This window comes from Ralstonia soli, from assembly GCF_023955655.1.
Classification (GTDB): domain Bacteria; phylum Pseudomonadota; class Gammaproteobacteria; order Burkholderiales; family Burkholderiaceae; genus Ralstonia; species Ralstonia soli.
In genome coordinates this window covers 315148-338272 of sequence record NZ_JAMXHT010000007.1, presented here as the reverse complement: position 1 = coordinate 338272, position 23125 = coordinate 315148, and the positions used below count along the sequence as shown (strand labels likewise).

Annotated in this window: 20 protein-coding genes; 11 read left to right on the top strand and 9 right to left on the bottom strand. The window is 65.8% G+C overall.

Features of this window, described 5'->3' with window-relative positions:
* Positions 1–20: 20 nt before the first annotated feature.
* On the top strand, positions 21–464 hold the full coding sequence (gene cynS, locus NG900_RS20095; RefSeq protein WP_252683125.1) for a cyanase: 444 nt from the start codon (positions 21–23) through the stop codon (positions 462–464).
* Positions 465–468: 4 nt separating this feature from the next.
* Here cynS and NG900_RS20090 read toward each other — a convergent pair whose 3' ends face one another.
* On the bottom strand, positions 469–1329 hold the full coding sequence (locus NG900_RS20090; protein WP_252683124.1) for a FadR/GntR family transcriptional regulator: 861 nt from the start codon (positions 1327–1329) through the stop codon (positions 469–471).
* Between the two features lie 352 nt (positions 1330–1681).
* Here NG900_RS20090 and NG900_RS20085 point away from each other — a divergent pair, with 352 nt between their 5' ends.
* The 7 genes from NG900_RS20085 to NG900_RS20055 all read left to right on the top strand — a co-directional run bounded on the left by NG900_RS20085 (position 1682) and on the right by NG900_RS20055 (position 9001).
* The gene (locus tag NG900_RS20085; protein ID WP_252683123.1) at positions 1682–2881 is read left to right on the top strand and encodes an ABC transporter substrate-binding protein; all 1200 of its coding nucleotides are present in this window, start codon (positions 1682–1684) and stop codon (positions 2879–2881) included.
* A 69-nt stretch (positions 2882–2950) separates the two neighbouring features.
* Positions 2951–3808: a branched-chain amino acid ABC transporter permease gene (locus tag NG900_RS20080; protein ID WP_252683122.1), complete on the top strand. Its 858-nt coding sequence runs from the start codon at positions 2951–2953 to the stop codon at positions 3806–3808.
* Complete coding sequence (locus NG900_RS20075) at positions 3808–4776, top strand: branched-chain amino acid ABC transporter permease (RefSeq protein WP_252683273.1); 969 nt, start codon at positions 3808–3810, stop codon at positions 4774–4776. The genes NG900_RS20080 and NG900_RS20075 overlap by 1 nt, the downstream gene beginning before the upstream one ends.
* Entirely contained in the window at positions 4773–5543 is a 771-nt protein-coding gene (locus NG900_RS20070; RefSeq protein ID WP_252683121.1) for an ABC transporter ATP-binding protein, read from the top strand. The genes NG900_RS20075 and NG900_RS20070 overlap by 4 nt, the downstream gene beginning before the upstream one ends.
* 5 nt (positions 5544–5548) lie before the next feature.
* Positions 5549–6247, top strand: a complete 699-nt coding sequence (locus NG900_RS20065) for an ABC transporter ATP-binding protein (protein WP_252683272.1) — start codon at positions 5549–5551, stop codon at positions 6245–6247.
* 11 nt (positions 6248–6258) lie between these two features.
* Positions 6259–7512, top strand: coding sequence for a Zn-dependent hydrolase (locus NG900_RS20060; protein WP_252683120.1), 1254 nt, complete (start codon positions 6259–6261; stop codon positions 7510–7512).
* A 13-nt stretch (positions 7513–7525) separates the two neighbouring features.
* Positions 7526–9001, top strand: coding sequence for a M81 family metallopeptidase (locus NG900_RS20055; protein WP_252683119.1), 1476 nt, complete (start codon positions 7526–7528; stop codon positions 8999–9001).
* On the opposite strand, the gene NG900_RS20050 is transcribed toward NG900_RS20055, so the two are convergent.
* Positions 8932–10131 carry a cupin domain-containing protein gene (locus NG900_RS20050; RefSeq protein WP_252683118.1) on the bottom strand — a complete coding sequence of 400 codons (1200 nt, stop codon included), beginning with the start codon at positions 10129–10131 and terminating at the stop codon, positions 8932–8934. The genes NG900_RS20055 and NG900_RS20050 overlap by 70 nt on opposite strands.
* Positions 10132–10231: 100 nt before the next feature.
* Positions 10232–11590 (bottom strand): polyhydroxyalkanoate depolymerase, encoded by a 1359-nt coding sequence (locus tag NG900_RS20045; RefSeq protein ID WP_252683117.1) that lies wholly within the window; start codon positions 11588–11590, stop codon positions 10232–10234.
* 279 nt (positions 11591–11869) lie between these two features.
* Here NG900_RS20045 and NG900_RS20040 point away from each other — a divergent pair, with 279 nt between their 5' ends.
* Complete coding sequence (locus NG900_RS20040; RefSeq protein ID WP_252683116.1) at positions 11870–12529, top strand: glutathione S-transferase family protein; 660 nt, start codon at positions 11870–11872, stop codon at positions 12527–12529.
* Between the two features lie 16 nt (positions 12530–12545).
* On the opposite strand, the gene NG900_RS20035 is transcribed toward NG900_RS20040, so the two are convergent.
* Both NG900_RS20035 and NG900_RS20030 read right to left on the bottom strand, forming a co-directional pair.
* On the bottom strand, positions 12546–13799 hold the full coding sequence (locus tag NG900_RS20035) for an NAD(P)/FAD-dependent oxidoreductase (RefSeq protein ID WP_252683115.1): 1254 nt from the start codon (positions 13797–13799) through the stop codon (positions 12546–12548).
* Positions 13800–13812: 13 nt separating this feature from the next.
* Positions 13813–14169: a RidA family protein gene (locus NG900_RS20030; protein ID WP_252683114.1), complete on the bottom strand. Its 357-nt coding sequence runs from the start codon at positions 14167–14169 to the stop codon at positions 13813–13815.
* Positions 14170–14549: 380 nt separating this feature from the next.
* Between NG900_RS20030 and NG900_RS20025 the strand changes: the two genes are divergently transcribed.
* Positions 14550–15473, top strand: coding sequence for a hypothetical protein (locus NG900_RS20025; protein WP_252683113.1), 924 nt, complete (start codon positions 14550–14552; stop codon positions 15471–15473).
* 3 nt (positions 15474–15476) lie between these two features.
* On the opposite strand, the gene NG900_RS20020 is transcribed toward NG900_RS20025, so the two are convergent.
* From NG900_RS20020 to NG900_RS20005, 4 genes are all read right to left on the bottom strand, one after another.
* The gene (locus tag NG900_RS20020) at positions 15477–16931 is read right to left on the bottom strand and encodes an efflux transporter outer membrane subunit (RefSeq protein ID WP_252683112.1); all 1455 of its coding nucleotides are present in this window, start codon (positions 16929–16931) and stop codon (positions 15477–15479) included.
* Positions 16928–18241 carry an efflux RND transporter periplasmic adaptor subunit gene (locus NG900_RS20015; protein WP_252683111.1) on the bottom strand — a complete coding sequence of 438 codons (1314 nt, stop codon included), beginning with the start codon at positions 18239–18241 and terminating at the stop codon, positions 16928–16930. Before NG900_RS20015 ends, NG900_RS20020 begins: the two co-directional genes overlap by 4 nt.
* Positions 18234–21428 (bottom strand): efflux RND transporter permease subunit, encoded by a 3195-nt coding sequence (locus NG900_RS20010; protein WP_252683110.1) that lies wholly within the window; start codon positions 21426–21428, stop codon positions 18234–18236. Before NG900_RS20010 ends, NG900_RS20015 begins: the two co-directional genes overlap by 8 nt.
* Before the next feature lie 171 nt (positions 21429–21599).
* Positions 21600–22073: a MarR family winged helix-turn-helix transcriptional regulator gene (locus NG900_RS20005; protein ID WP_252683109.1), complete on the bottom strand. Its 474-nt coding sequence runs from the start codon at positions 22071–22073 to the stop codon at positions 21600–21602.
* 187 nt (positions 22074–22260) lie between these two features.
* Between NG900_RS20005 and NG900_RS20000 the strand changes: the two genes are divergently transcribed.
* A complete protein-coding gene (locus NG900_RS20000) occupies positions 22261–23094 on the top strand; it encodes a p-hydroxycinnamoyl CoA hydratase/lyase (RefSeq protein ID WP_252683108.1) in 834 nt (277 codons plus the stop codon).
* The last annotated feature ends 31 nt before the right edge of the window (positions 23095–23125 follow it).

The window sequence follows — 23125 nt, the reverse complement described above, 5'->3', positions numbered from 1 at the left end:
CTCTCAACCAAGGAGCCGATATGCAACGCGAAGATGTGACCGACCTGATCGTCCTGCAGAAGATCAAGAAGCGGCTGACGTGGGCGCAACTGGCTGAAGTGATCGGCCACAGCAAGGAGTGGAGCACCGCTGCACTGCTCGGCCAGATGACGTTGACCGAAGCGCAGGCGAACGCCGTGGGTGCTGCGCTGGAGCTGCCGGCAGAGGCCATCGCCCTGCTGCAGGTGACGCCCTACAAGGGCTCACTGCCGAGCGCCGTGCCGACGGACCCGCTCATCTACCGTTTCTATGAACTCATCAGCGTGTATGGCACGACGTTCAAGGCGCTGATCCACGAGGAGTTTGGCGACGGCATCATGAGCGCGATCGACTTCAACATGGACCTCACGCGCGAGCCCGACCCGAAGGGCGACCGCGTGCGCATCGTGATGAGCGGCAAGTTCCTGCCCTACAAGACCTACTGACGCGTTACGCCTCGTCGTCGCTGTCGTCGCTGTCGTCGTGCTCGTGGTCATGCTCGTCGATGAGCGGACGACTGCGGCGCGGCATCTCGGAATCGAGCACCAGACGGCCATGCACGCGGCCGTTCATGCGCGTGACGTGGTGCGTGCAGTCTTCCATGTGCGCGGCCATGAGCTCACGCACACGCTCGGCATCGCGCGCACGCGCGGCGTCGTAAATCTGCCGATGGAACTTGACGGTTGACGCACCAAATTTGGCGTGGTCCTTGGCCGAGGTCTCGTTGCCGAACACCACCAGCTGCCGCAGCATTTCGTTGATCAGCTCGCAGCAGAACCGCAGCATCGGGTTGGGGTTGGCGGCGGCCAGGATGTCGTGAAAGCTCAGGTCTTCCTGGCGCTGGTCCAGCGGCGCGGCAGCTTTGGCCGACGCCGGGTCGCACAGATCGATCGTGTGCTCGAGCGCGTGGAAATCGTCTTCGGTCAGGTGCGGCACGGCGCCGGCCGCCAGCTCCGGCTCGAGCAGCCGACGCACGGTGTAGACGTCGGCAATGCCGATGTCCTTGAAGAACAAGTAGTTCTGCATGAGCTGGAAGGTGCGGTCCAGCGGCACCTCGACGATGGTGCCGCCGCCGGCGGGCCCCGTGCTCACGCTCACCAGGCCTTGCACCTCTAACGACTTGAGCGCCTCGCGGATGGTGCCCTTGCTCACGCCGAAGGTCTCCTGCAGCTTGACCTCCTGCGGGAGCTTGTCTCCGGGCTTGAGGTTGCGCTGCGTGATCAGCCGCTTGAGTTCTTCGGCAACGAGGTCGGCGCGCTTTTGCTTGCGGATACCGATCGACGCCGTTTTGCCTGCTCCGAGTGTGGCCATGGATGTCCGTTCCTTGTTGCGCGCATTCTAACTGCGGGCTTGTGCAGCCCGGGGCTGCCCGGCGTGGTGCATGCATGCCCTTGGATCGTGCGCACGCACTGCATTTCCGCATCGTCGCCCGGTACCTCACCCGTACACACCTTGGCGTAAACACCGACGGCTTCGTCGTTGACGTGGCGCGGATGCGGCTTCTATGATGATTTCGCCTATTTATCATAACAAATATAAGAAACTGGTCTGGTTCTTGCTCGACGTGATGGTCGGCGACAACCATCGCCGGTGATGGCGGAGGGAATCGCTGGAGATTGCCTCAAGCGCTGTTCTGTATTCACACGAACCCAAGGAGTGCGCTTTGAATCGTCGAGACTTGCTCAAACTGGCGGCGCTGTCCGCCGTGCCCGCGTCGGTGCTGCAGGCCCGTTCCGCGTTTGCTGCCGATGCCATCGAGCTGGGCTGCCCGGTGCCGATGTCCGGCCCGTTTGCCGCCAACGGCAAGTTTGCCGACCTGGGCATGAAGCTGGCCGTGGAGCAATACGGCAAGGTGTTGGGCCGGCCGTTGGCCTACAGCGTGCTCGACACCGAGGGCAAGCCTGCCACGGCGGTGCGCAAGGTTCAGGAACTCGCGCAGCAGAAGAACGCGCGCTACTTTGCGGGCGGCATTCTCTCTTCCGAATCGCTGGCGATGGGCAAGGAGGCGGAGAAGTTCGGCGGCGTGTTCATCACCACCGCCGGGGCCGATGAGATTACTGGCAAGGACTGCAACCGCGCGACCTTCCGCTGGTCGGTGCCGACCTACGGCGCCATCGAGCGCACCGTGCGCCCGCTGATCGAATCGATGCCGAAAGCCAAGCGCTGGTACACCATCACGCCGCAGTACGTGTTTGGCGACGGGCTGCTCTCGGCGGCCAAGAACATCTTCAAGGAAAAGGGCATCGAGCACGTGGGCAACAGCTACCACGCGCTCACCGAGAAGGAATTCAGCGGCTACCTGACCAACGCGATGGCTGCCAAGCCCGACGTGCTGCTGATCCTGAACTTCGGCTCGCAATCGTCCGACACGCTGCGCCAGGCGGTGAGCTTCGGCATGAAGAAGAACGTGACGATCCTGGTGGCGTGGGCGTCGGGGCTGGAGCAGTTCGAATCGCTCGGCGCGGACCTGTGCGATGGCGTGTACTTCGGCGCGCAGTACTGGCACGACGTCGATACGCCCGCCAACCGTGACTTGGTCAAGCGCACGCAGGCGGCGTTCAAGACCAACCCGAACTACAGCCTGGCGGGTTCGTACACCTGCACCAAGATCCTGCTCGACGCGATGGCCAAGGCCGGCACTGCCGACCCGAAGGCCGTGATTGCCGCGCTGCAGGGCATGAAGTACGACGGCCTGACCGGCCCCGAAGAGATTCGCGCGGCCGACCACCAGGTGCTCAAGAACTACTACCTGCTCAAGGGCAAGCCCAAGAGCCGCATGAAGGACAAGGACGACTTTGCCGAGGTGGTGTCAGTCGGCAAGGCGTTCCTACCGGTCGAACAGACGCAGTGCAAGCTGGCTTGATGCGCTACGCGCGTCGCGGGGCAACCGCGACGTAGTTGTCTTGCAGTTGTCTTCCCGCATGCGACTCCAATGAACGTCTACCTGCTCCAGGTCGTCAACGGCGTGGGGATCGGCATGCTCTACTTCCTGCTGGCGGTAGGGCTGTCGATCATCTTCGGGCTGTTGCGCTTCGTCAATTTCGCCCATGGCGCGTTCTATGCGCTGGGTGCGTATCTCTGTTTCCAGGCCCTGCAACTGGGCATGAACTTCTGGATGGCGCTGGTACTGGCGCCCGTCGTTATCGGCGCGCTGGCGTGGGTGACGGAGAAGGTGCTGCTGCGCCACGTGTATGCGCAGGCGCATGAGTTCCACATCCTCATCACGGTGGGGCTGGCGCTGGCGGTGCAGGAACTGATCATTGTGGCGTGGGGCCCGCTGGGCGTGGATGTGCCGCCGCCCGATGCGCTGCAGGGCGTGGTGATGTGGGGCGATTTCGTCTACCCCAAGTACCGCCTGTTCGTGATCGGCTTTACTGCCGTGCTGGCGGTGGCGCTGTGGTGGCTGCTGGAAGGCACGCGGCTGGGCAGCGCGGTGCGTGCCGGCAGCGAATCGACCGAGATGGTGTCGCTGCTGGGCATCAACGTGTTCCGCCTGTTCAGCCTGATGTTTGCGCTCGGCGCGGCCACCGCAGCAGTGGCCGGTGTGTTGGCTGCACCCATTCGCGGCGCGGAGCCCTTCATGGGCGTGGAGGCTCTCGGTATTGCCTTCGTCGTGGTGGTGGTGGGCGGCATGGGCAGCTTTGCGGGGGCGCTGGTCGGTGGCCTGCTGGTGGGCATCGTGCAGAGCCTGATGAGCACGCTGTGGCCCGAAGGCGCGCGGCTGATGATCTATGTGGCGATGGCGGCCGTGCTGCTGCTGCGCCCGCACGGCCTGCTGGGGAGGGGATGATGCAAGCCACGCTACAAGGGTTTTCGCGCTACCGCTTCTGGTGGCTCTCGCTGGGCGTGACGCTGCTGCTGCCGCTGGTGCTGACCTCCGGCACATTGGCGACGGAAGTGCTGGTCTACGCCATGGCCGTGATGGCCTGCAATCTGCTGCTCGGCTACACGGGGCTGCTGTCGTTCGGGCAGGGCATCTTCTTCGGGTTGGGCAGCTATGCGGTGGGGATCGGGCTCACACAGCTCGCCTTGCCGATGCCGGTGGCGATCATCTTGGCCGTGGTTGTGGGCGCGGTCGTCGCGGCAGCGGTGGGGTGGTTTGCCATCCGCCAGCGCGGCACGTACTTCGTCATGCTCACGCTGGCGTTTTCGCAGATGTTCTACTTCCTGGCGTACACAACGCCCTCGCTCACGGGCGGGGACAACGGGCTGCTCGACATTCCGCGCCCTGCGTTTGCGGGCTCGCCGTGGGCGTTCTACGCGTTCGTGGCGGTGCTGTTCCTCGTCGTGTTCTTTCTCGTGCAGCGGGTGACGGAATCGGTGTTCGGCCGCACGCTGCTGGCGATTCGCGACAACGAAGAGCGCGCACTCGCCGTCGGCTACAACATCAAGGCCTTCAAGCTGCTGGCGTTCGTCATCTCGGGCGCAGTCACGGGGCTGGCGGGCGCGCTGCACGCGATGCTCACGGGCATCGCGCCGCTGGCGAACATCGACTACCACGTCAGCGAGATGATCCTGGTGATGACCGTGATCGGCGGCACGGGCAACGTGTTTGCCTCAGTGCTGGGCGCGGCGTTCTATGTGCTGCTGTCGGACTGGCTCTCCGGCCTGTGGCCGCGCTGGCTGATGCTGCTGGGCTTCCTGCTGATTGCGGTGAGCCTGTTCATGCAGCGCGGGCTGTTCGGGCTCGGGCAGAAGCTGTGGCAACGCGTGCGCGCGCCGCGCAGCGCAACGGCAGTTCAGGAGGAACGCGCATGAGCACCACGCCCATCCTGCAGGCCACCGGCATCGTCAAGCAGTACGGCAAGTTCACCGCGCTGGGCGGCGTGGATTTGCGCGTACTGCCCGGCACGGTGCACTCCGTTATCGGCCCCAACGGCGCGGGCAAGACGACGCTGTTCCACATGCTCACGGGCACGCGCATGATCACCAGCGGCACCATCGTCTTCGATGGCCATGACGTGACGCGCGAAGCCGACTACCAGCGCGTGCAGCGCGGCATCGCCCGTTCGTTCCAGGTGACGAGCCTGTTCCCAAGCCTGTCCGTGCGCGAGAACCTGCGGCTGGCGGCGCTTGGCACCACACCGCGCCGGGCCATGCATGGCTGGCGTTTGCCGCAAGGCGATCTGGCCTGCACCGATACGGTGGACAGCGTGCTCGACCGGCTCGAACTGCCGCGCCTGGCCGACACACCGGCTGCCGCGCTTTCGCATGGCCAGCAGCGCCGGCTGGAAGTGGGTATGGCATTGGCCGCCAAGCCGCGCGCGATCTTCCTCGACGAGCCGACCTCCGGCATGGGCGTGGACGACCTGCCCGCTATGAAGGCACTCATCCGTGGCCTGGCGCAGGACCACACTGTCGTCCTGATCGAGCACAACATGGACATCGTCATGGACATCTCCGACACCATCACCGTCATGCAGCAGGGCAAGGTGTTGATGGAGGGCACACCCGATGCCGTGCGTGCCGACCCACGCGTGCGTGCCGCCTACCTCGGCAACATGATCACGGGAGGCAAGAAGTGACGACGATCCTCGACGTTGAAGACCTGCACGGCTACTACGGCAAAAGCCACGTGCTGCAAGGTGTGGCGCTGTCGGTGGGCGAGGGCGAACTGGTGACGCTGCTCGGCCGCAACGGCGCGGGCAAGTCGACCACGCTCAAGGCGATTGCCGGCGTGGTGACGCCGCGTGGGCACGTGCGCTTCCGCGGCAAGGACATTGCCGGGCAGCCCGCGCACCGCATTGCCGCGCAGGGCTTGTGCCTGGTGCCCGAGCATCGCGGCATCTTCAAGCTGCTGACGGTGGAAGAAAACCTGAAGCTCGGTGCGCGGCGCGATTCGCCGTGGCAGCTGACCGACATCTACCGCATCTTTCCGCGCCTGCACGAACGGCGGCGCAATGGTGGCGCGAATCTCTCCGGCGGCGAGCAGCAGATGCTCGCCATCGGCCGCGCGCTGATGAATCACCCGCGCCTGCTGATGCTCGACGAGCCGGTGGAGGGCCTCGCGCCCGTCATCGTGGAAGAGATCGTCGCGCAGTTGAAGGTGATCAAGCAGGCGGGCGTGTCCATCCTGCTGGTCGAGCAGAACCTGGAGGTCTGCACGCAACTGGCCGATCGCCACGTGATCATCGAACAGGGCCGCGTGGTCTACACCGGCAGCAACGACGCCTTCCGCGCCGACGATGCGATCAAGGACCGCTACCTCGGCGTCGGCCTGGCCGCTTGAGTGGAACTCTCATGACAACAACGACTCTCGACACCACCTTGCGCATCAATGGCGCGCGCCTGTGGGACACGCTCATGCAGCAGGCCAGCATCGGCGCCACGCCCAAGGGCGGAGTGCGCCGCCTGGCGCTGACCGATCTCGACCGCCAGGGCCGCGACTTCTTTGTCGCACAGGCCGAAGCCGCCGGCTGCACCGTGCACGTGGATGCCATCGGCAACCTCTTCGCGCGCCGCCCGGGACGCAACAATGCACTGCCGCCGGTGATGACCGGCAGCCACATCGACACGCAGCCCACCGGCGGCAAGTTCGACGGCAACTACGGCGTGTTCGCGGGCATCGAGGTCGTGCGCACGCTCAACGACGCGGGCATCGAAACCGAAGCGCCCATCGAAGTGGCCGTGTGGACCAACGAAGAAGGCTCGCGCTTCGTGCCGGTGATGATGGGCTCCGGCGCCTTCATCGGTGAATTTGCGTTAGACATGGTGTTGGCTGCACAGGATCGCGACGGCGTGGCCGTGGGTGATGCGCTGCGCAGCATCGGCTATGCGGGCACCGAAGCGGTCGGCGGCCGGGAGGTCGGCGCGTACTTCGAAGCGCATATCGAGCAAGGGCCTGTGCTGGAGGCGCACGCCACCACCATCGGCGTGGTGACGGGCGCGCTTGGCCAGCGCTGGTACGACGTGGTCCTGACCGGCATGGAAGCCCACGCCGGTCCCACGCCCATGGAGCTGCGCCGCGATGCGCTGCTGCCCGCCGCAGAACTCGTCGGCATTGCCAACCGCATCGCGCTGGAGCGGCCGCCGCACGCCCGGGCGACCGTGGGCTGCCTCAGCGTGCATCCGGATTCGCGCAACGTGATTCCGGGCCGCGTGTCGATGACGATTGACTTGCGTGCAGCGGACGATGCCGTGCTCTCCGACATGGATGCCGCGCTGCACGCCGCCGTGGCGGAACTACGCGTACGCAGCGGCATCGACATCGCACTCAAGCAGGTCGTGTACTTCCCGCCGCAACCGTTTGATGCGGCGCTGGTGAGCGCCGTGCGCAACGGCGCACGGCAGCTCGGGTTGTCAGAGATGGATGTGATCAGCGGCGCAGGCCATGACGCCGTCTACCTCGCCCGCGTGGCGCCCACCGCGATGATCTTCGTGCCGTGCAAGGACGGCATCAGCCACAACGAGATCGAAGACGCCCGCCCCGAACACCTGGAAGCCGGCTGCAACGTGCTCCTGCACGCCATGCTGCAAGCCGCCGGCCGCTCATAACCGGCACACGCCCATGCGCATCCTGATCGCCCGCTTCAATCACGAGACCAACACGTTCTCGCCAGTGCCGACGCCGCTGGCATCGTTCCACCCGCACTACGGTGCCGACGCCTACCGTGCCGCCAAGGGCACGCGCACGGCGGCCGGTGCCTTCATCGACCTGGCCGAGGCGGCGGGCGCGGAAATCGTCGTGCCCGTCATCGCCGGCGCCAACCCGAGCGGGCGCGTGGCCGCCGAGGCATACACCACGCTGTGCGATGCCATCGTCGCGGCTGCGCCGGGGTGTGATGCGCTGATGCTGGACCTGCACGGCGCGATGGTCGCTGAGAACAGTGACGACGGCGAAGGCGATCTGCTCGAACGCCTGCGCGCCGTGGTGCCCGATGTGCCGATCACCGTGGCGCTCGATCTGCACGGCAACCTCACGCAGAAGTTCATCGACCTGGCGGACATTGCCGTCAGCTTCAAGACGTATCCGCACGTCGACATGTACGAGACGGGCGAGCACGCAGGGCGCCTGCTGTTCGACAAACTGTCCGGCCGCGCCAACCCCGTGCTCGCATGGCGCCGCCTGCCGATGGTCACGCACACGCTGCGCAGTCGTACCGACGAAGGGGCCATGCACCGCGCCGTGGCGTTGGCCCGGCAGGCCGAGCAGGACGGCATGCTGGCCGTGTCGATCCTGGCCGGCTTCGGGCTGGCGGACATTGCCGCGCCGTGCCTGTCCATCGTGGTGGTTGGCAATGGCGATGCACAAGCCGCTGACGCCGCCGCCCAGCGCATTGCCGATGCCATCTGGGCTGACCGCGAAGGCTTCGTCTACCGCTCGGAACCTCTGGCCGAATCGATCGCACGCGCAGCTGCACTGGCCGACAAACCTGGCAAAGGCCCCGTGCTGCTGCTCGACCACGGCGACAACTGCATGTCTGGCGGCACGTGCGACGACATGCACGTTCTGCACGAAGCGTTGAAGCAGGGGTTGACCGGCATCGCCGTCGGGCCCGTGTGCGACCCCGAGGCCGTCGCCGCGATGATCGACGCAGGTGTCGGCGCCACCGTCACGCTGCCGGTGGGTGACAAGGTACCGCTCACGCAATTGGGCGTGTACCCGGTCTCACGTGTATTGACGGGCAAGGTCGCCGCCATCAGCGATGGCGAATACACCATCACCGGGCCCACCTACACCGGCCAGCGCATTCGCATGGGCCGCACCGCGTTGCTCGACATCGGCGCAGCGCAGGTGGTTGTCACCGAAACGCCGCAGGAACATTGGGATCTCGGCATCTTCACGCACATCGGCGTGGATCCGCATGCCGCGCGCTTCGTGCTTTTGAAGTCGCGCATGTATTGCCGGCCCGTGTTCGTGCCGATTGCCAAGGCCGTGGTGGAGTGCGACGGCGGTGGCGTGACGAGTTCGGACTACAGCCGCTTTCCGTTTGCCACGTTGATGCGGCCCGTGTTTCCGTTGGATGCGGAGACCGCTTCGTAGAGATACCCGACCGGCTTACCTTCGGTCCGCTGCGGGCGCGTCTCGGTCCTGGTAATGATGCGGCTCGCCAAACCGTCGATCTCTTCGCATTGCGCACGCGTCCAGCTACGCAACTGCTCGATGTTCTGCAGCAGGCCGAGCCGGAGAATCTGCGTGTCTTCGCCCATGCCCACGAGCGCGGCCGAATGCTGGCCTGCCGTCAGCACGTCGCCGGCGGTCAGCTCAAACACCTTGCCCGCGCCGTCCTTGAATTCGGCCGTGCCGCGAATGACGCGATAGATGACCACCTCGCCCTTCGAGAAGGAAGCCGCGTCCACCGCGCCCGCCTGGCTCTTGGGCAGGCTCGACTGGCCGCGCGGGTCGGTGGCGATGAGGTGTCCTGTCACAAGCTGGCCGCTTGGCGCTTCGATGCCGGTATCACGCACGTACACCGGTTCGGGCGATCGGATGGAACCGCCGGCCAACGGCCTGTAGAGCGCGTTCAACTCCAGCGGGTCTTGCACCCAGAAGCCTGCACCTGCCGGCCGATCATGCACCGGGTGGCTCCAGGCGATGCGCGGCGTTTCGGCTTCGTTGATCAGTGGCGGCGGCACAATCGTGGGGTTGGGAAACGTGGTCGGATCGGTGATGAACGCTTCGAGAAACTTGCCCGAGCAACCCATGGAAAGCGCGTCGGGCACCACGGTTTGCGGCGTGCTCAAGTTGTCTTCCGTGGACAGGCCCGACCACGTGTAGAAAAGCTGCCGATGCACGATCGCGCTTTGCAGGATCACCGAGCCGGGGCCGACGTAATGCAGCCGGCCATCGTAGTCGAACGTAAACACGCCCGATGTCACCAGCACGAACTGAAAGGCGCCCGGCGGCAGATGTGTGTGGAAATCGGTCGGGCCCGTGTCTTCCAGGTAGATCGGCCGGTTGGTGGCGACTTCATGCAGCAGGAACGCTTCGTTGTTGGCGGCAAAGCCTTCGTCGGCGCGGCTGTACAGCGCCTGCGGCCGATAGGTCGCCTCGTACTTGGCATTCTGGCGGCGATCGATGGCAACGAAGTCGCCCGTATTAAGGCGGATGGGGTTGCCGCCCGGATGCAACAGGCCCGAAGCGCGTTGGGACTCCGTGGTGTGAGTGTTCATCGCAACCCTCCATGAATCGATCAACGTCGATGGAGCATGACCCGCTCGTGGTTCGATACTCGCCCTTCGAAATTACGTCTCGCTGACACCGACCCGGGCGTCAGTGTGTGACCGCCATCTTGCGCGAGCGCCCGCGCGTGACGGCCTGGCTCGGCGTTTGTGCATTGAGCAGCGCCCATAGCGTGACGCGGTGGGCGCTGTCTGCGTCGCCGCTGGCGGTGGTGCTAGCGTCGAAGGGCTCGTTGTCGTGGATGGTGGCGCGCACGATCGGGTAGATCTGCTTTTCCCATTTGCTGCCGTTGAACACGCCGTAGTGCCCCACACCGGCTTGCACATGGTGTGTCTTCAGATACGGCGGCAGCCCGGAGCACAGGTCTTGCGCGGCCACGGTTTGCCCGACCGCGCAGATGTCGTCCTTCTCGCCCTCGACCGTCAGCAGCGCCGTGCGATGGATTGCCGCCGGTTCAACCAGCCGGCCGCCGACCATCAACTCGCCGCGCGGGAGTGCGTATTGCTGAAACACCTTCTCGACCGTTTCCAGATAGAACTCGGCGGTGAGGTCGCACGTGGCGAGGTACTCGTCGTAGAAGGCGCGGATCGTGTCTGCCTTGGCAGGGTCGCCCTTGGCGCGCTGGTAGTACATCTCTTCAAACGACTGCGCGTGGCGATCCGAATTCATTGACATGAACGCGCTCAACTGCACGAAGCCGGGATACACGCGGCGCTGCTCGCCCACAAAGCCGGGCGGCACGACGCCGATCAGGTTTTTCTCGAACCATTCGATCGGCTTGCTGTTGGCCAGTTCGTTCACCGCGGTTGGGCCCACGCGGCAATCGATGGGGCCGGCCATGAGCGTGAGGCTGGCGGGCTGCGCGGGGTCGTTGTCGGCGGCCATGAGCGAGACCGCCGACAGCGCGGCCACGGTCGGCTGGCAGATGGCCAGCACGTGTGCGTCCGGGCCGATGTGGCGGATGAAGTCGATCAGGTGGCCGACGTATTCATCAAAGCCGAAGCGCCCGGCTGACACCGGAATGTCGCGTGCGTTGTGCCAGTCCGTCACATACACGTCGTGATCGGCCAGCATCGTGCGCAGCGTGCCGCGCAGCAGCGTGGCGAAGTGCCCAGACAAGGGCGCGGCAACCAGCACGCGCGGTTGCGGGGTGGGCGTGGCCTTGCGGAAATGCACGAGGGTGCCGAACGGCGTTTGCATGGCGGTGTCTTCCACCACCGGCACCGTCTGACCATCGACCTCAACGCTGTCGATGCCGAACGACGGGCGGCGGTGCGTGATCGCGCTGCATTCCAGCAGTTCGAGCCAGGCATCGAGTGCGCGGCCAGTCGGGTGCTCGGTCGATGGCGGCCAGTGCGCCATCGCCAGCCGTGCAAACGAGGCCCATGCCCGCGCGGGCCGCACGCATTCGGAGAGCCACTGGTAGAGGGGATACGCGAGCAGGTTCATGGCGATTGCGTCGCAGGACACGTCAAGGCAGTCGAGCGAAGCAGGCAATACGTGTGCCAACTCAGGTGCCCGTGGGCGTGAACCCGCATGCGTGCTGTCGTTGCGCCGCCGTCGCGTTGTCGCTGACTGGCATAGGCCTTGCGCGGCGTCCATGCGGGCGCGGCGTGGCCTGCGCTCTTGCAGCGCACGGGTGCAGACGGCGCACCGACAAGGTGCCTGGCGCCGGCCATGCACCGGATTGGAAAACGGGGTGGAAAACGAGATAACCAGGGGACCGAGATGAAATCCGCCGACCTGACCACGCTCACCATCAGCAGCCGCAATTATTCGTCGTGGTCGATGCGCGGCTGGCTGCTCGCCAAGCTGAGCGGCTTGCCGTTCGAGACGGTGAGCGTGCCGATCGATGCCTCATCGCGCGCGGAATTGCTGCTGCTATCGCCGTCGATTCTGGTGCCGTGCCTCACGCACGAGGGCCGCAAGGTATGGGACGTGCTGGCGATTGCCGAATACCTCAACGAACTCTCGCCCAAGGCCAAACTGCTGCCCGCCGATCGGCATGCCCGCGCACATTGCCGCTCGATCTGCGGCGAGATGCATTCGGGCTTCAGCGCTCTACGCTCCGCACTGCCGATGAACTTGCGCGCACATTTTCCGAACTTCCGCATCTGGTCGCGCGCGCAGCACGATATCGAGCGGATCACGCTCATCTGGCGCGAATGCCTCGCACAGTACGGCGGCCCCTGGCTGTTTGGCGAGATCAGCATGGCCGACGCGATGTACGCGCCCGTCGTCATGCGATTCCTGACCTACGACGTCAAGCTGGACCCGGAGATCGCCGAGTACTGCATGCGCGTGCTTGCGCACCCGCATGTCGCCGAATGGATTGCCGGGGCAAAGGCCGAGAAGGAGGATATTGATGAGCTGGATATGGAGTTCTAGGGCGGGCCTTGCCGGACTAGCGCGCTGAATCCCAGAAGCGTTGGGCACGGAACGGGCGAGTATCCACAGAGGGGGTCTCGCCCGTCATCATTTCTGCAATTAAGCGCCCGGTGATCGGGCCCAGCGTCAGGCCGTGGTGTGCGTGGCCGAATGCGAACCACAGGCTCGGGTGGTGCGGTGCTTGCCCAATGATCGGCAGCATGTCCGGCGTGCAGGGGCGGGCGCCCATCCACGGTTCGGCATCTACGCGCTCGGCCAGCGGGAAGAGCTTGCGCGCGACGGGTTCGACGGCTTCCAGCTGCACCGGCGTCTTCGGCGCATCGCGGTGCGCGAGTTCGGCGCCGGTGGTCAGGCGGATGCCGCGCGCCATCGGGGCCAGCACGTAGCCGCCGTCGGCATCGAGCACGGGGTGGTTCAACTGCGCACCCTGCGCCGGCGCGTAGTGCATGTGATAGCCGCGCTTGACGGCCAGCGGCAGGCTGTAGCCCAGGCGTGTGGTGAATACATCCGCCCACGGGCCCATGGCGATGACGACGTCGTCGGCACGCAGCTCGCCCGCCTTGGTTTGCAGTAGCCACGGCGCGTTGGGTGTCAGCGTGTTGGCATCGGCCTCAATGAGCTGGCCGCCGAGCTGCTGGAAATACGTTGCGTAGGCTGTCACCAGCGCGTTGGGGTCGCTCACCGAATCGGCTTCTGTGTAGCGCAGGCCGCCCAGTAGCGACGGGTCCAGATGCGGCTCGACGGTGCGCAGGCGCGCGGGGTCGAGCGCCTCGAACGCGACGCCGTATTCGCGCTGCCAGCGCTCCACGGCGCGGGTTTCTTCGTCCTGCGTGGCCGCATTGCGGAAGACTTTGATCCAGCCGCTCGGGCGGATCAGATGCATCGCGCCGGCCGCTTCCGCCAGCGCACGGTGCTCGCTCACGCTGTGCGCGATGAGCGGTGCATACGCCCGTGCAATGGCGGCATGCCGCGCCGGGTGCGAGTTGCGCCAGTACTGCCACAGGAAGGGCAGCAGCCGGGGCAGATCGCCCGGGTGGTAATGCACGTCCGCCGACGTATTGGTGGCATAGCGCAGCAGCGTCGGCAGGTCACGCGGGAACGCATACGGATACACCCCCTCGCGCTGGATCAGCCCCGCATTGCCGAACGACGTCTCCAAGCCCGGCGCACGGCGATCCACGAGGGCAACGGCACGCCCGCGTTTCTGCAGATGCACCGCCACCGATACGCCGACAATGCCGGCGCCCAGCACAAGGGTGTCGAAGCGCATGGCCGGTGGCTCCTTAGCCCTTGGCCAGCGCAGTGACGGCGATCTCCACGTCGATGCCCGGGCGCATCAGGCCGGACTGCACGCACGCGCGCGTGGGGGCGTGGCCGGCCGGCACCCAGGCCTCCCACGCGGCATTCAGCTCGGCGAAGTGCTTGGCGTCGGTCAGCCAGATGTTGGCGGAGATCAGGCGCGTCTTGTCGACGCCGGCTTCGGCCAGCAGTGTGTCGATGCGCGCGAGGATGTTGTTGGTCTGCTCGGTGACTGACTTGAAATCGACGTCAGGCACCTGGCCCGCCAGATGCACGATGCCGTTGGCGATCACGATCTGGCTCATGCGGGCGTTGGTGTGCAGGCGTTGGATGTCGGACATGGGAATTCGGAAACGTGAGGGAACGGAGTGCCGATGGTAGCGCGGTCCACCAGCATGCCGCGAGTGTAAGGACATCGGCACTTCCGATCGCATGCAAATGGTTGGGGCCGGTATGCGGGGCAGACATGCAGACGCTCCGTTGTCCCGGGGCAGTTTTCAGGCATCGAAACAACAGTCAGCAATTTCAACATCAGAATTAAGACCGGCTAATTACTCGCAACCCGTTGCCAGCGTTGGCTTCGGCAAGACATTCACGACAATGTGGTTCTGTCCCCACTCTTGAGGGGAGCATCCGCTTTGCCCCGATGACACAATCGCCGAAAGTGAAATGCCATGTGCCGCCAACGCGCGAAGCATGGCGGGCCCGGATGGGGAGCTTCATGCACGGAAGTTGGATTGCGATATCAGCGGCGCGCGCGCGGGCGCATCGGCTCTATGGCGTGCGCGGCTGGCTGCTGACGCTGCTTTGGCTCAACACGCTGCCTGTTGTGGCGATCATCCTTGCGTTGGTCGCAACGCTTTCTAGCGGCGGCCTGTTGGGCAGGTTGCCGCTGGGGTTGTTGTGGCTCCTCGTCCCGCTCGGGCTGGTGACGGTGGCGTTCATGCTCGTGCGGTGGTTTCCGATGCTCTGGTTCGCGTATTGCGCGCTGCAGCTTCCGATAGCGCTGGTGACGGCGTTCTGGATGCGGCACTGGAACGTGTACGCGTTCGGCTATACGCCCGCCGACGCCGGGATCGCGGTGCTGCTGGCGCTGCAGCTGCTGACGCCCGTGGTGTCGATGGTGTACATCGTGCGCTCGCGCCGCGTGCGGGCGACTTATGGGCACGCCGTGCGGGCCAATGACCCGGCGGCAGTGCCGGCCGTGTTCGACCGGCCTAATCTCAATGAAACGCCCACCGATGCCACCGACCATGCGCGCGAACGCGCCGCGCTGCGTCGCGTGACGCAGGAGCTGAGCTCGGGGGTGCTCGATACGCAAACCTGGGTGCACGTGATGCGCCATCACGCCGATGACACCGACCGCGCCCGGACGGCCGCCTATGTGCGTGCCCGCATGTCGGTGCTGTGTCCGCCGGCGCATGTGCATCCGCCTCTGGTGCGCACGGTGGCATCGGCGCTGGGTGCGCTGCTGGTCAGCCTGATCACGGCGGGTATGCTCATGGCTGCAGTGCTGGCGCTGGCGTTGCGCGCGCCCGGTGGCCAGGCCACGGTGCTTCTTCACGCGCTAGCTGTGGTGGCGCTGACGCTGAGCTGGCTTGCCGGCCTGTTTGTGGGCGCGCGCTTCCTGCGCCGCATTGCCTAACGCTTAACGCTGTGCCGTCGGCGGCGTGGCGGCGTGGTTCCAGTCGCCGCCCACTGCCTTGACGAGGAACACGCTCGTCGTCATCTGCTGGCCGAGAATCTGCACCGCTGTGCGCTGGTTGTTCAGTAGAGATTGCTGCGCGGTGATCACGTCCAGCGACGTTGCAAGCCCGCCCTCGTAGCGCACGCTGGCAATGTCGTAGACCTTGCGGGCGCTGGCCACGGCCGAGCGGGCCTGGCTTGCGGCGCGGTCGAGCGATTGCAGCCCCGCCAGACCATCCTCCACTTCCTGCAACGCACCGAGCACGGTCTGCCGGTAGTTGGCGATCGCGCCCTGGTAGGCCGCATTGGCAACGTCCACACGCGCCCGCGTGCGGCCGGCGTCGAACACCGTCTGCGCAATCTGCGTACCGAACGACCACAGCAGCGTGGGCGCCGAGAGCAGCAGGGCCAGATCGCGGCTTTCCCAACCGGCGCCGCCGTTCAGCATGACGCTCGGGAAGAACGCCGCGCGCGCCACACCCACTTGCGCGTTGGCGGCGGCGGCACCCCGCTCGGCGGCGGCTACGTCTGGGCGGCGTTCGATCACATCGGAGGGCAGCGCCACCGGAATCTGCGGCGCCGTGCCCTGGAGCGGCGCCGGATCGATATGGAAGGCGGGCGCGGGCGTGCCCACCAGCGTGGCCAGCGCGTGCTCGTACTGCGCGCGTTGCTTGGTCAGCAGCTCGGCCTGTGTGGCAGTGCTGTCGACGAGTGTTTGCTGCTGCGCGAGGTCCAGCCCCGAGGCCACGCCGTCCTGGTGCCGCGAGTTGACGAAGTCGAGTGCCTTGCGCTGCAGGGCCAGGCCCTCCTGCACCACGGCGATTTCCGCATCGGTTTCGCGCAGGTTGTACCAGGTGGTGGCCACCTGGGCGGCAAGCAGCAGGCGGAAGTTCTCGTAGTTGGCGCCGGCCTGTTCTTCGCTGGCGGCGGCGTTGGCGACGGTGTTGCGCACGCGGCCGAAGAGGTCGGCTTCGTAGCTCACGTCGGCGCGCACCACGAAGTCGTTCTGCACGGTCGACATGGTCGGGCTGGTGTATGACGCCAGCGGGCGTTCCGCCGAAGTGTGCGTGCGGCCGTCATTGCTGCTGGCCGTGATGGTCGGCAACAGGCTGGCGCGTGCCACGCGCGTTTGCGCCTGCGCCTGCTCCAGGTTTGACAGCGCCACCTTCAGCGATTGGTTTTGCTGCAGCGCCTGGGCGATCAGCTTGTCGAGCTGCGGATCATTGAAGCGCTGCCACCATGGGCCCTTGGGCGCGGCGTCGGCGGGCTGCGCGGCGCGCCATGGCGCCTCGGTCTGCCAGTGCGCGGGCACGTCCATGGCCGGGCGCTCGTACGTTGGCGCCAGCGAGCAGCCCGACAGCGAGACGATCAACGAGGCCGCCAGCGCGGTGGCGTGCAGCCGGGGTTGCCGGCTCATGATGCGTGCGGCGCCGATGCCGCGGGTACCGAAGCCGGTGCGGGCGCGACGATGGTCACCGCTTCGCCCTGCTCGATGGAATCGGCCGGGTTGAGGATCAGCGCATCGGTCGCCTTGAGACCGGAGACGATCTCGACCGTGCGGCCGTAGTCACGCCCGATGGTGACGGGGCGCAGGTCGACGCGGCCGTTTTGTGCGATGGCAATGCGCGGACCTTCCTTGCGGAACAGCAGCGTGTTGGTCGGCACGATGAAGGCGGTGGATGCGCTGGCGTCAGCGTTGGTATCAACGTCGGCACCGGTAGTCTTGCCCTTGATGGCGACCTGCACATACGCGCCCGGCAGCAGGCGGCCCTCCTTGTTCGGCAGTTGCACTTCCACCTGCATGGTGCGTGTGGCGGCATCGATGGCGCCCGAAGCGCGGGCGATGGTGCCGTGGAAGGTCTGTCCCGGCAGCTCGGCCAGCGTGACGGCCACGTCCTGCCCCACCTTCACCTGCTGCGAATACGCCTGCGGGACGTACAGATAGATGCGCAGCGGATCGGTCTGCGCCAGCGTGAACAGCTCGCGATTGGCGCCCGCATTTCCGGCGTTGACCAGTGCGCCCACGTCGACGTTGCGCTTGGTGACCACGCCCGCAAACGGCGCGACCACGCGGCGGAAACCCTGCAGTTCCTGCAGGCGGCGCACATTCGCTTCGGCAGCGGCCAGGTCGGCCTGTGACTGGTTGGCGGCACTGGTGCGCTCGTCCAGCTCCTGCTGCGAGACCGCATCTTTCTGGCGCAGGTTCTGCCAGCGCGTGAGGGATGTCTGCGCCAGCGCGCGGCGAGCGGCCGCCTGGTTGCGCGCAGCCTGGGCCTGGTTCAGTTCCTGGTCGACTTCGGGCGTGTCGAGCAGCGCCAGCACTTCGCCCTTGTCCACATGCGCGCCGATGTCCTTGTACCAGCGCAGCACGTAGCCGCTGGTGCGTGCGTAGATGGGTGATTCGACATAGCCCTGCAGCGTGCCCGGCAGCGTCAGCTCGCGGTTGGCCTTGGCGGGTTTGGGCGCGGTGGTGTTGACGTAGCGACTGGTCTGCGCGCTCACCTGGCGCTCCAGCGCATGCGCGTTGGTGTAGCGGTTGATCAGCGTGCGTGCCGCGCCCAGCGCGAGCAGCACGGCCACGACGATGACGACCCAGCGGGCGCGGCGCATGGCAGGGCCGCGGTCCACCTGCTCGATCGGGTCCACCGTGACGACGTGGTGCGGCGGGCCGTCCGCCATGTGTGCCGAATGGTGCCCAGGCTGGGCGCCGGATGTTGGTTCAGACATGTCCTTCGCTTCCCCGCAAGTCGTTACCGCGTCGGGCGGCGCGCCGCTGCAATCGGTTGTGCACGCTGGCAAACACCACCGGAACAAAGAAGAGGGTCGAGACGGTCGCAAACAGCAGACCGCCGATCACCGCGCGCCCCAGCGGCGCATTCTGTTCGGCACCTTCGCCCAGGCCCAGTGCCATGGGCACCATGCCGATGATCATCGCCAGCGCCGTCATCAGCACCGGGCGCAGGCGGGTGGCACCGGCTTCCAGCGCGGCCTGCACCGGTGCAATGCCTTCGGCCAGCCGCTCACGCGCAAATGAGATCAGCAGGATCGAGTTGGCCGTCGCCACCCCCATCGTCATGATCGCGCCCGTGAGCGATGGCACCGACAGCGTCGTCCCCGTCACGAACAGCATCCACGCGATGCCCGCCAGCGCCGCCGGCAGGGCCGTCACGATGATGAGCGGGTCCACCCACGACTGGAAGTTCACGACGATCAGCAGGTACACCAGCACGATCGCCATCACCAAGCCCAGCCCCAGGCCGAGGAAGGACGATTCCATCGTCTTTACCTGACCGCGCACCGTCACCTGCGCGCCGCGCGGCAGCTTGGGACGGATGTCGTCAACGGCCTTCTGCACTTCGCGGGCGACGGCCCCCAGGTCGCGCCCCTGCACGGACGCGTACACATCCACCACCGGCGTGATGTCGTAATGCGAGACCACCTGGGGCTGGACGCCGGGGCTCACCTGCACGAGGTTGCCCAGCAGTTGCGGGCCGCCGGCCTGCGCAGCGCCGCCACGCGAGCTGGCCACGGGCGTTCGCAGCAGCGCATCCAGCGAATCGACGCGGTATTGCGGGCTCGTGACCGCCACCTGGTACACCACGCCGTTGAGCGGGTTCAGCCAGAACGTGGGCGAGGTCTGAAAGCTGGAGCTGAGCGACACGAGCAGGTTCTGCGCCACGTCGCGCCCTTCCAGGCCGACCTGCTGGATGCGTGTGCGGTCCATGTTGAGCGCCAGCGTCGGCTGGTCGAAGCGCTGGTGCACATGCGTATCCACCGCGCCCGGAATCTGCTTGATACGGTTGGCCAGGATGCCGGCCAACTGCTGGTTGGTTGCCACATCGGCGCCGGAGAACTGCACGTCAATCGCCGAGGGCAAACCGAAGTTCAGGATCTGGCTGACGATGTCTGCCGGCTGGAAGGCGAACTCCACACCGGGAAAGCGCTTGGGCAGCTCTTCGCGCAGGCGGCGGATGTACTCGGCGCTGGGTTTGCGCTCGCCTTCGTGCAGGGCGATGAGGATTTCGCCATCGAGCGTGCCGATCGTGCCGGCATTGCTGTACGACAGGTTGATGCCCGAGTTCGGCACGCCCAGGTTGTCGAGGATGGTCGACAGCTCTTTCTTGGGGATGATCTCGCGGATGGCTGTTTCCACTTCATCCGCCAGACGCGCGGTTTCTTCAATGCGCAGGCCAGAAGGCGCGCGCATGTGCAGGCGGATCTGGCCGGCATCGACATCGGGGAAGAAGTCGCGGCCGAGCGCAAAGTACAGCGCGCACGACGCCACACAAAAACCCAGGAACGACAGCGCAAACACGCGGCGGTGCTCCAGCAGCCCGCCCAGAATGGCGGCGTAGTTGCCGCGCATGTGCTCGAACTGCGTGTTGAAGCGCTCGTAGATACGGCGCATGGGGCCCGGCTTTTTGGTGTCCTCGGCGTGGCCGGTCATCAGCATCATCACCAGCGTCGGCACCAGCGTGCGCGAGAGCACGTACGACGCCAGCATCGCGAAGATCACCGCCTCGGCCATCGGCACGAACAGGTAGCGCGCCACGCCCGTGAGGAAGAACATCGGCACGAACACGATGCAGATACACAGCGTGGACACGAAGGCCGGCACGGCAATCTCGGCCGCGCCATCCAGGATGGCCGTGATGGGTTCCTTGCCCTCGTGCAGGTGGCGCTCGATGTTTTCGATGGTGACGGTGGCGTCGTCCACCAGAATCCCCACCGCCAGCGCCAGGCCGCCGAGCGTCATCAGGTTGATGGTCTCGCCCAGCAGGTGCAGCACGATGATCGACGACAGGATCGACAAGGGAATCGACACGGCAATGATGGCCGTGCTGCGCCAGTTGCCGAGGAACAGCAGGATCATGGCGGCGGTCAGGCACGCGGCGATGAGCGCCTCGCGGATCACGCCTTCAATGGCGGCCTTGACGAACAGCGACTGGTCGAACAGGGGCGTGATCTTCAGGTCTTGCGGCAACGCGGCGGCGGCGGTCGGCAGCAGCTTGTAGATGTCGTTGACGATATCGAGCGTAGACGCGCCGCCGTTCTTGAGGATGGACAGCAACACGCCGCGCTGGCCGTCCTGGCGCACCACGTTGGTCTGCGGCGAGAAGCCGTCGCGGACGTTGGCCACATCGCCCAGGTAGAGCGTGGCGCCGTTGCTTGTCTTGACCGGAATCGCATTGAGCGCAGCGATGCTGCCGGGCGTGCCGTTGAGCGTGACACCGTATTCGGTGGCGTCGATCTTTTGCGTGCCGGCCGGCAGGATCAGGTTCTGCGCGCCGACCGCGTTGACGATGTCCACGGGCGTCAGGCCCTGCGCCAGCAGCTTCTGCGTATCGAGGTCCACCGTGATCTGCCGGCTCTTGCCGCCGTACGGAAACGGCACGGCGATGCCCGGCACGGTAATCAGGCGCGGCCGCAGGAAGTTCAGCGCCGCGTCATTGAGCTCCTGCTCCGACAGTGTGTTGGACGACAGCCCCAGTTGCAGGATCGGAATGCTCGACGCCGAATACTTGATCACCAGCGGCGGCGTGGTGCCCGGCGGCAGCTGCCGCACTTGCGCCTGCGTGCTCGCCACGATCTGCGCCAGCGCGGTCTGGATGTTGGCGTTGGGCTGGAAGAAGACCTTGATGATCGAGATGCCGCCCAGCGATTGCGACTCGATGTGCTCGATGTCGTTGACGGTGGTCGTCAGGCTGCGCTCCGTCACAGAGACGATGCGGTCGGCCATCTCCTTGGCAGGCAGGCCGTTGTAGTTCCAGATGATGCTGGCGACCGGAATGTCGATTTCCGGAAAGATGTCCGTTGGCGTACGCATGAGCGTAAACGGCGTGGCCAGCAGGATCAGCAGGGCGAGGACGATGAACGTCAGCGGCCGTCGCAGCGCGAGTTGGACAATCCACATGGAGGCGTTTCAGAACCGCGAGGCGTTTGGGGGAGTGCAAGCCGCTCGAACCGAAGCTCGACGATAGCGGCCAATCATTCTATCGCCGGGGCCGGTCGATCAACATGTTCCTTTGATCTGTCTTTATTACATTGCATAACGGCGATTGTCATGGCAACTGAAGGGCCGTGCTCAGCGCAGGTTTCGCCCACATTGCAGCAGCAGGTCGTGCAGCAATTCGGCATGCGCGGCATCGATCCCCTGCAGCATTTCCGTCTCGAGCTTGCTGACGGCCTCGTCGCAGAGCTTGAGCAGCGCGAGCGCGTCATCGGTCAGACCCAGCATGACGATGCGGCCATGCGTCGGGTCCGGCGTGCGGGTGACCCAGCCGCGCGCTTCCATCGTCTTGACCACCTCGTTGGCCGATTGCGGCGACATGAACGAGCGCTCCGCCAACTGCGCATTCGACAGGCTGCCGCGCGCATGCAGCACCGACAGCGCCGTGAACTGGGGCACCGTCAGGCCGTGCGGGGCCAGCGCCTCGCCCAGGCGGCGCTTGACGATGCGGTCGGTACGGCCAATCAGGTAGGGCAGTCGGGCGGAGGTTGCCGGTGCAGCGTCCGGTGTGGGCTGCGTTGGGTTGCGCTTCGTTTTTGTGGCCGCCATGGATGTGGGTGATGTGCATGCATGCAGATGCGCACATTTTGCTACGTGTCGTTCGAACTAGGGTTTACGGCAATGATAATCTCCTTGTTATATCAGGCTACCTGATATTAAATGGGCACCAAGCTGACACGCATCGCACACCAGACGGTGCAGGTCTCAAGCAAGCCGACAGATCAAGGAGATGGAAATGGCTGATTACCAAGGGCGCTGGCAAACCGTGGGCGTGAAGGTGGACCAGGGCATCGCGTGGGTGACGTTCAACCGCCCGGAAAAGCGCAACGCCATGAGCCCGACGCTCAATTCGGAGATGATCCAGGTGCTCGAAGCGCTGGAGCTGGATGCCGACGCCAAGGTGCTCGTGCTGACCGGCGCCGGCGATGCATGGACGGCCGGCATGGATCTGAAGGAATACTTCCGCGAAGTCGACGCCGGTCCCGAGATCCTGCAGGAGAAGATCCGCCGCGACGCGTGCCAGTGGCAATGGAAGCTGCTGCGCATGTATGCCAAGCCGACCATCGCCATGGTCAACGGCTGGTGCTTCGGTGGCGGGTTCTCGCCGCTGGTGGCGTGCGATCTGGCGATTGCCGCCGACGAGGCCACCTTCGGCCTGTCGGAAATCAACTGGGGCATCCCGCCGGGCAACCTCGTCAGCAAGGCCATGGCCGACACCGTGGGCCACCGCCAGGCGCTGTACTACATCATGACTGGCGACACGTTCACCGGCCAGCAGGCCGCAGCCATGGGCCTCGTCAACGAGAGCGTGCCGCGTGCCCACCTGCGTGCCCGCACCGTGGCGCTGGCCGAGAAGCTGCTGGAGAAGAACCCCGTGGTGCTGCGCGCCGCCAAGCACGGCTTCAAGCGCAGCCGGGAGCTGACCTGGGAGCAGAACGAGGACTACCTGTACGCCAAGCTCGATCAGGCCACGCTGCGCGACCCGGAAGGCGGCCGTGAGCAGGGTTTGAAGCAGTTCCTGGATGAGAAGTCCATCAAGCCGGGCCTGCAGGCGTACAAGCGCGCCTGAACCGCCCACGCCACTGCTACGGAGACGAACG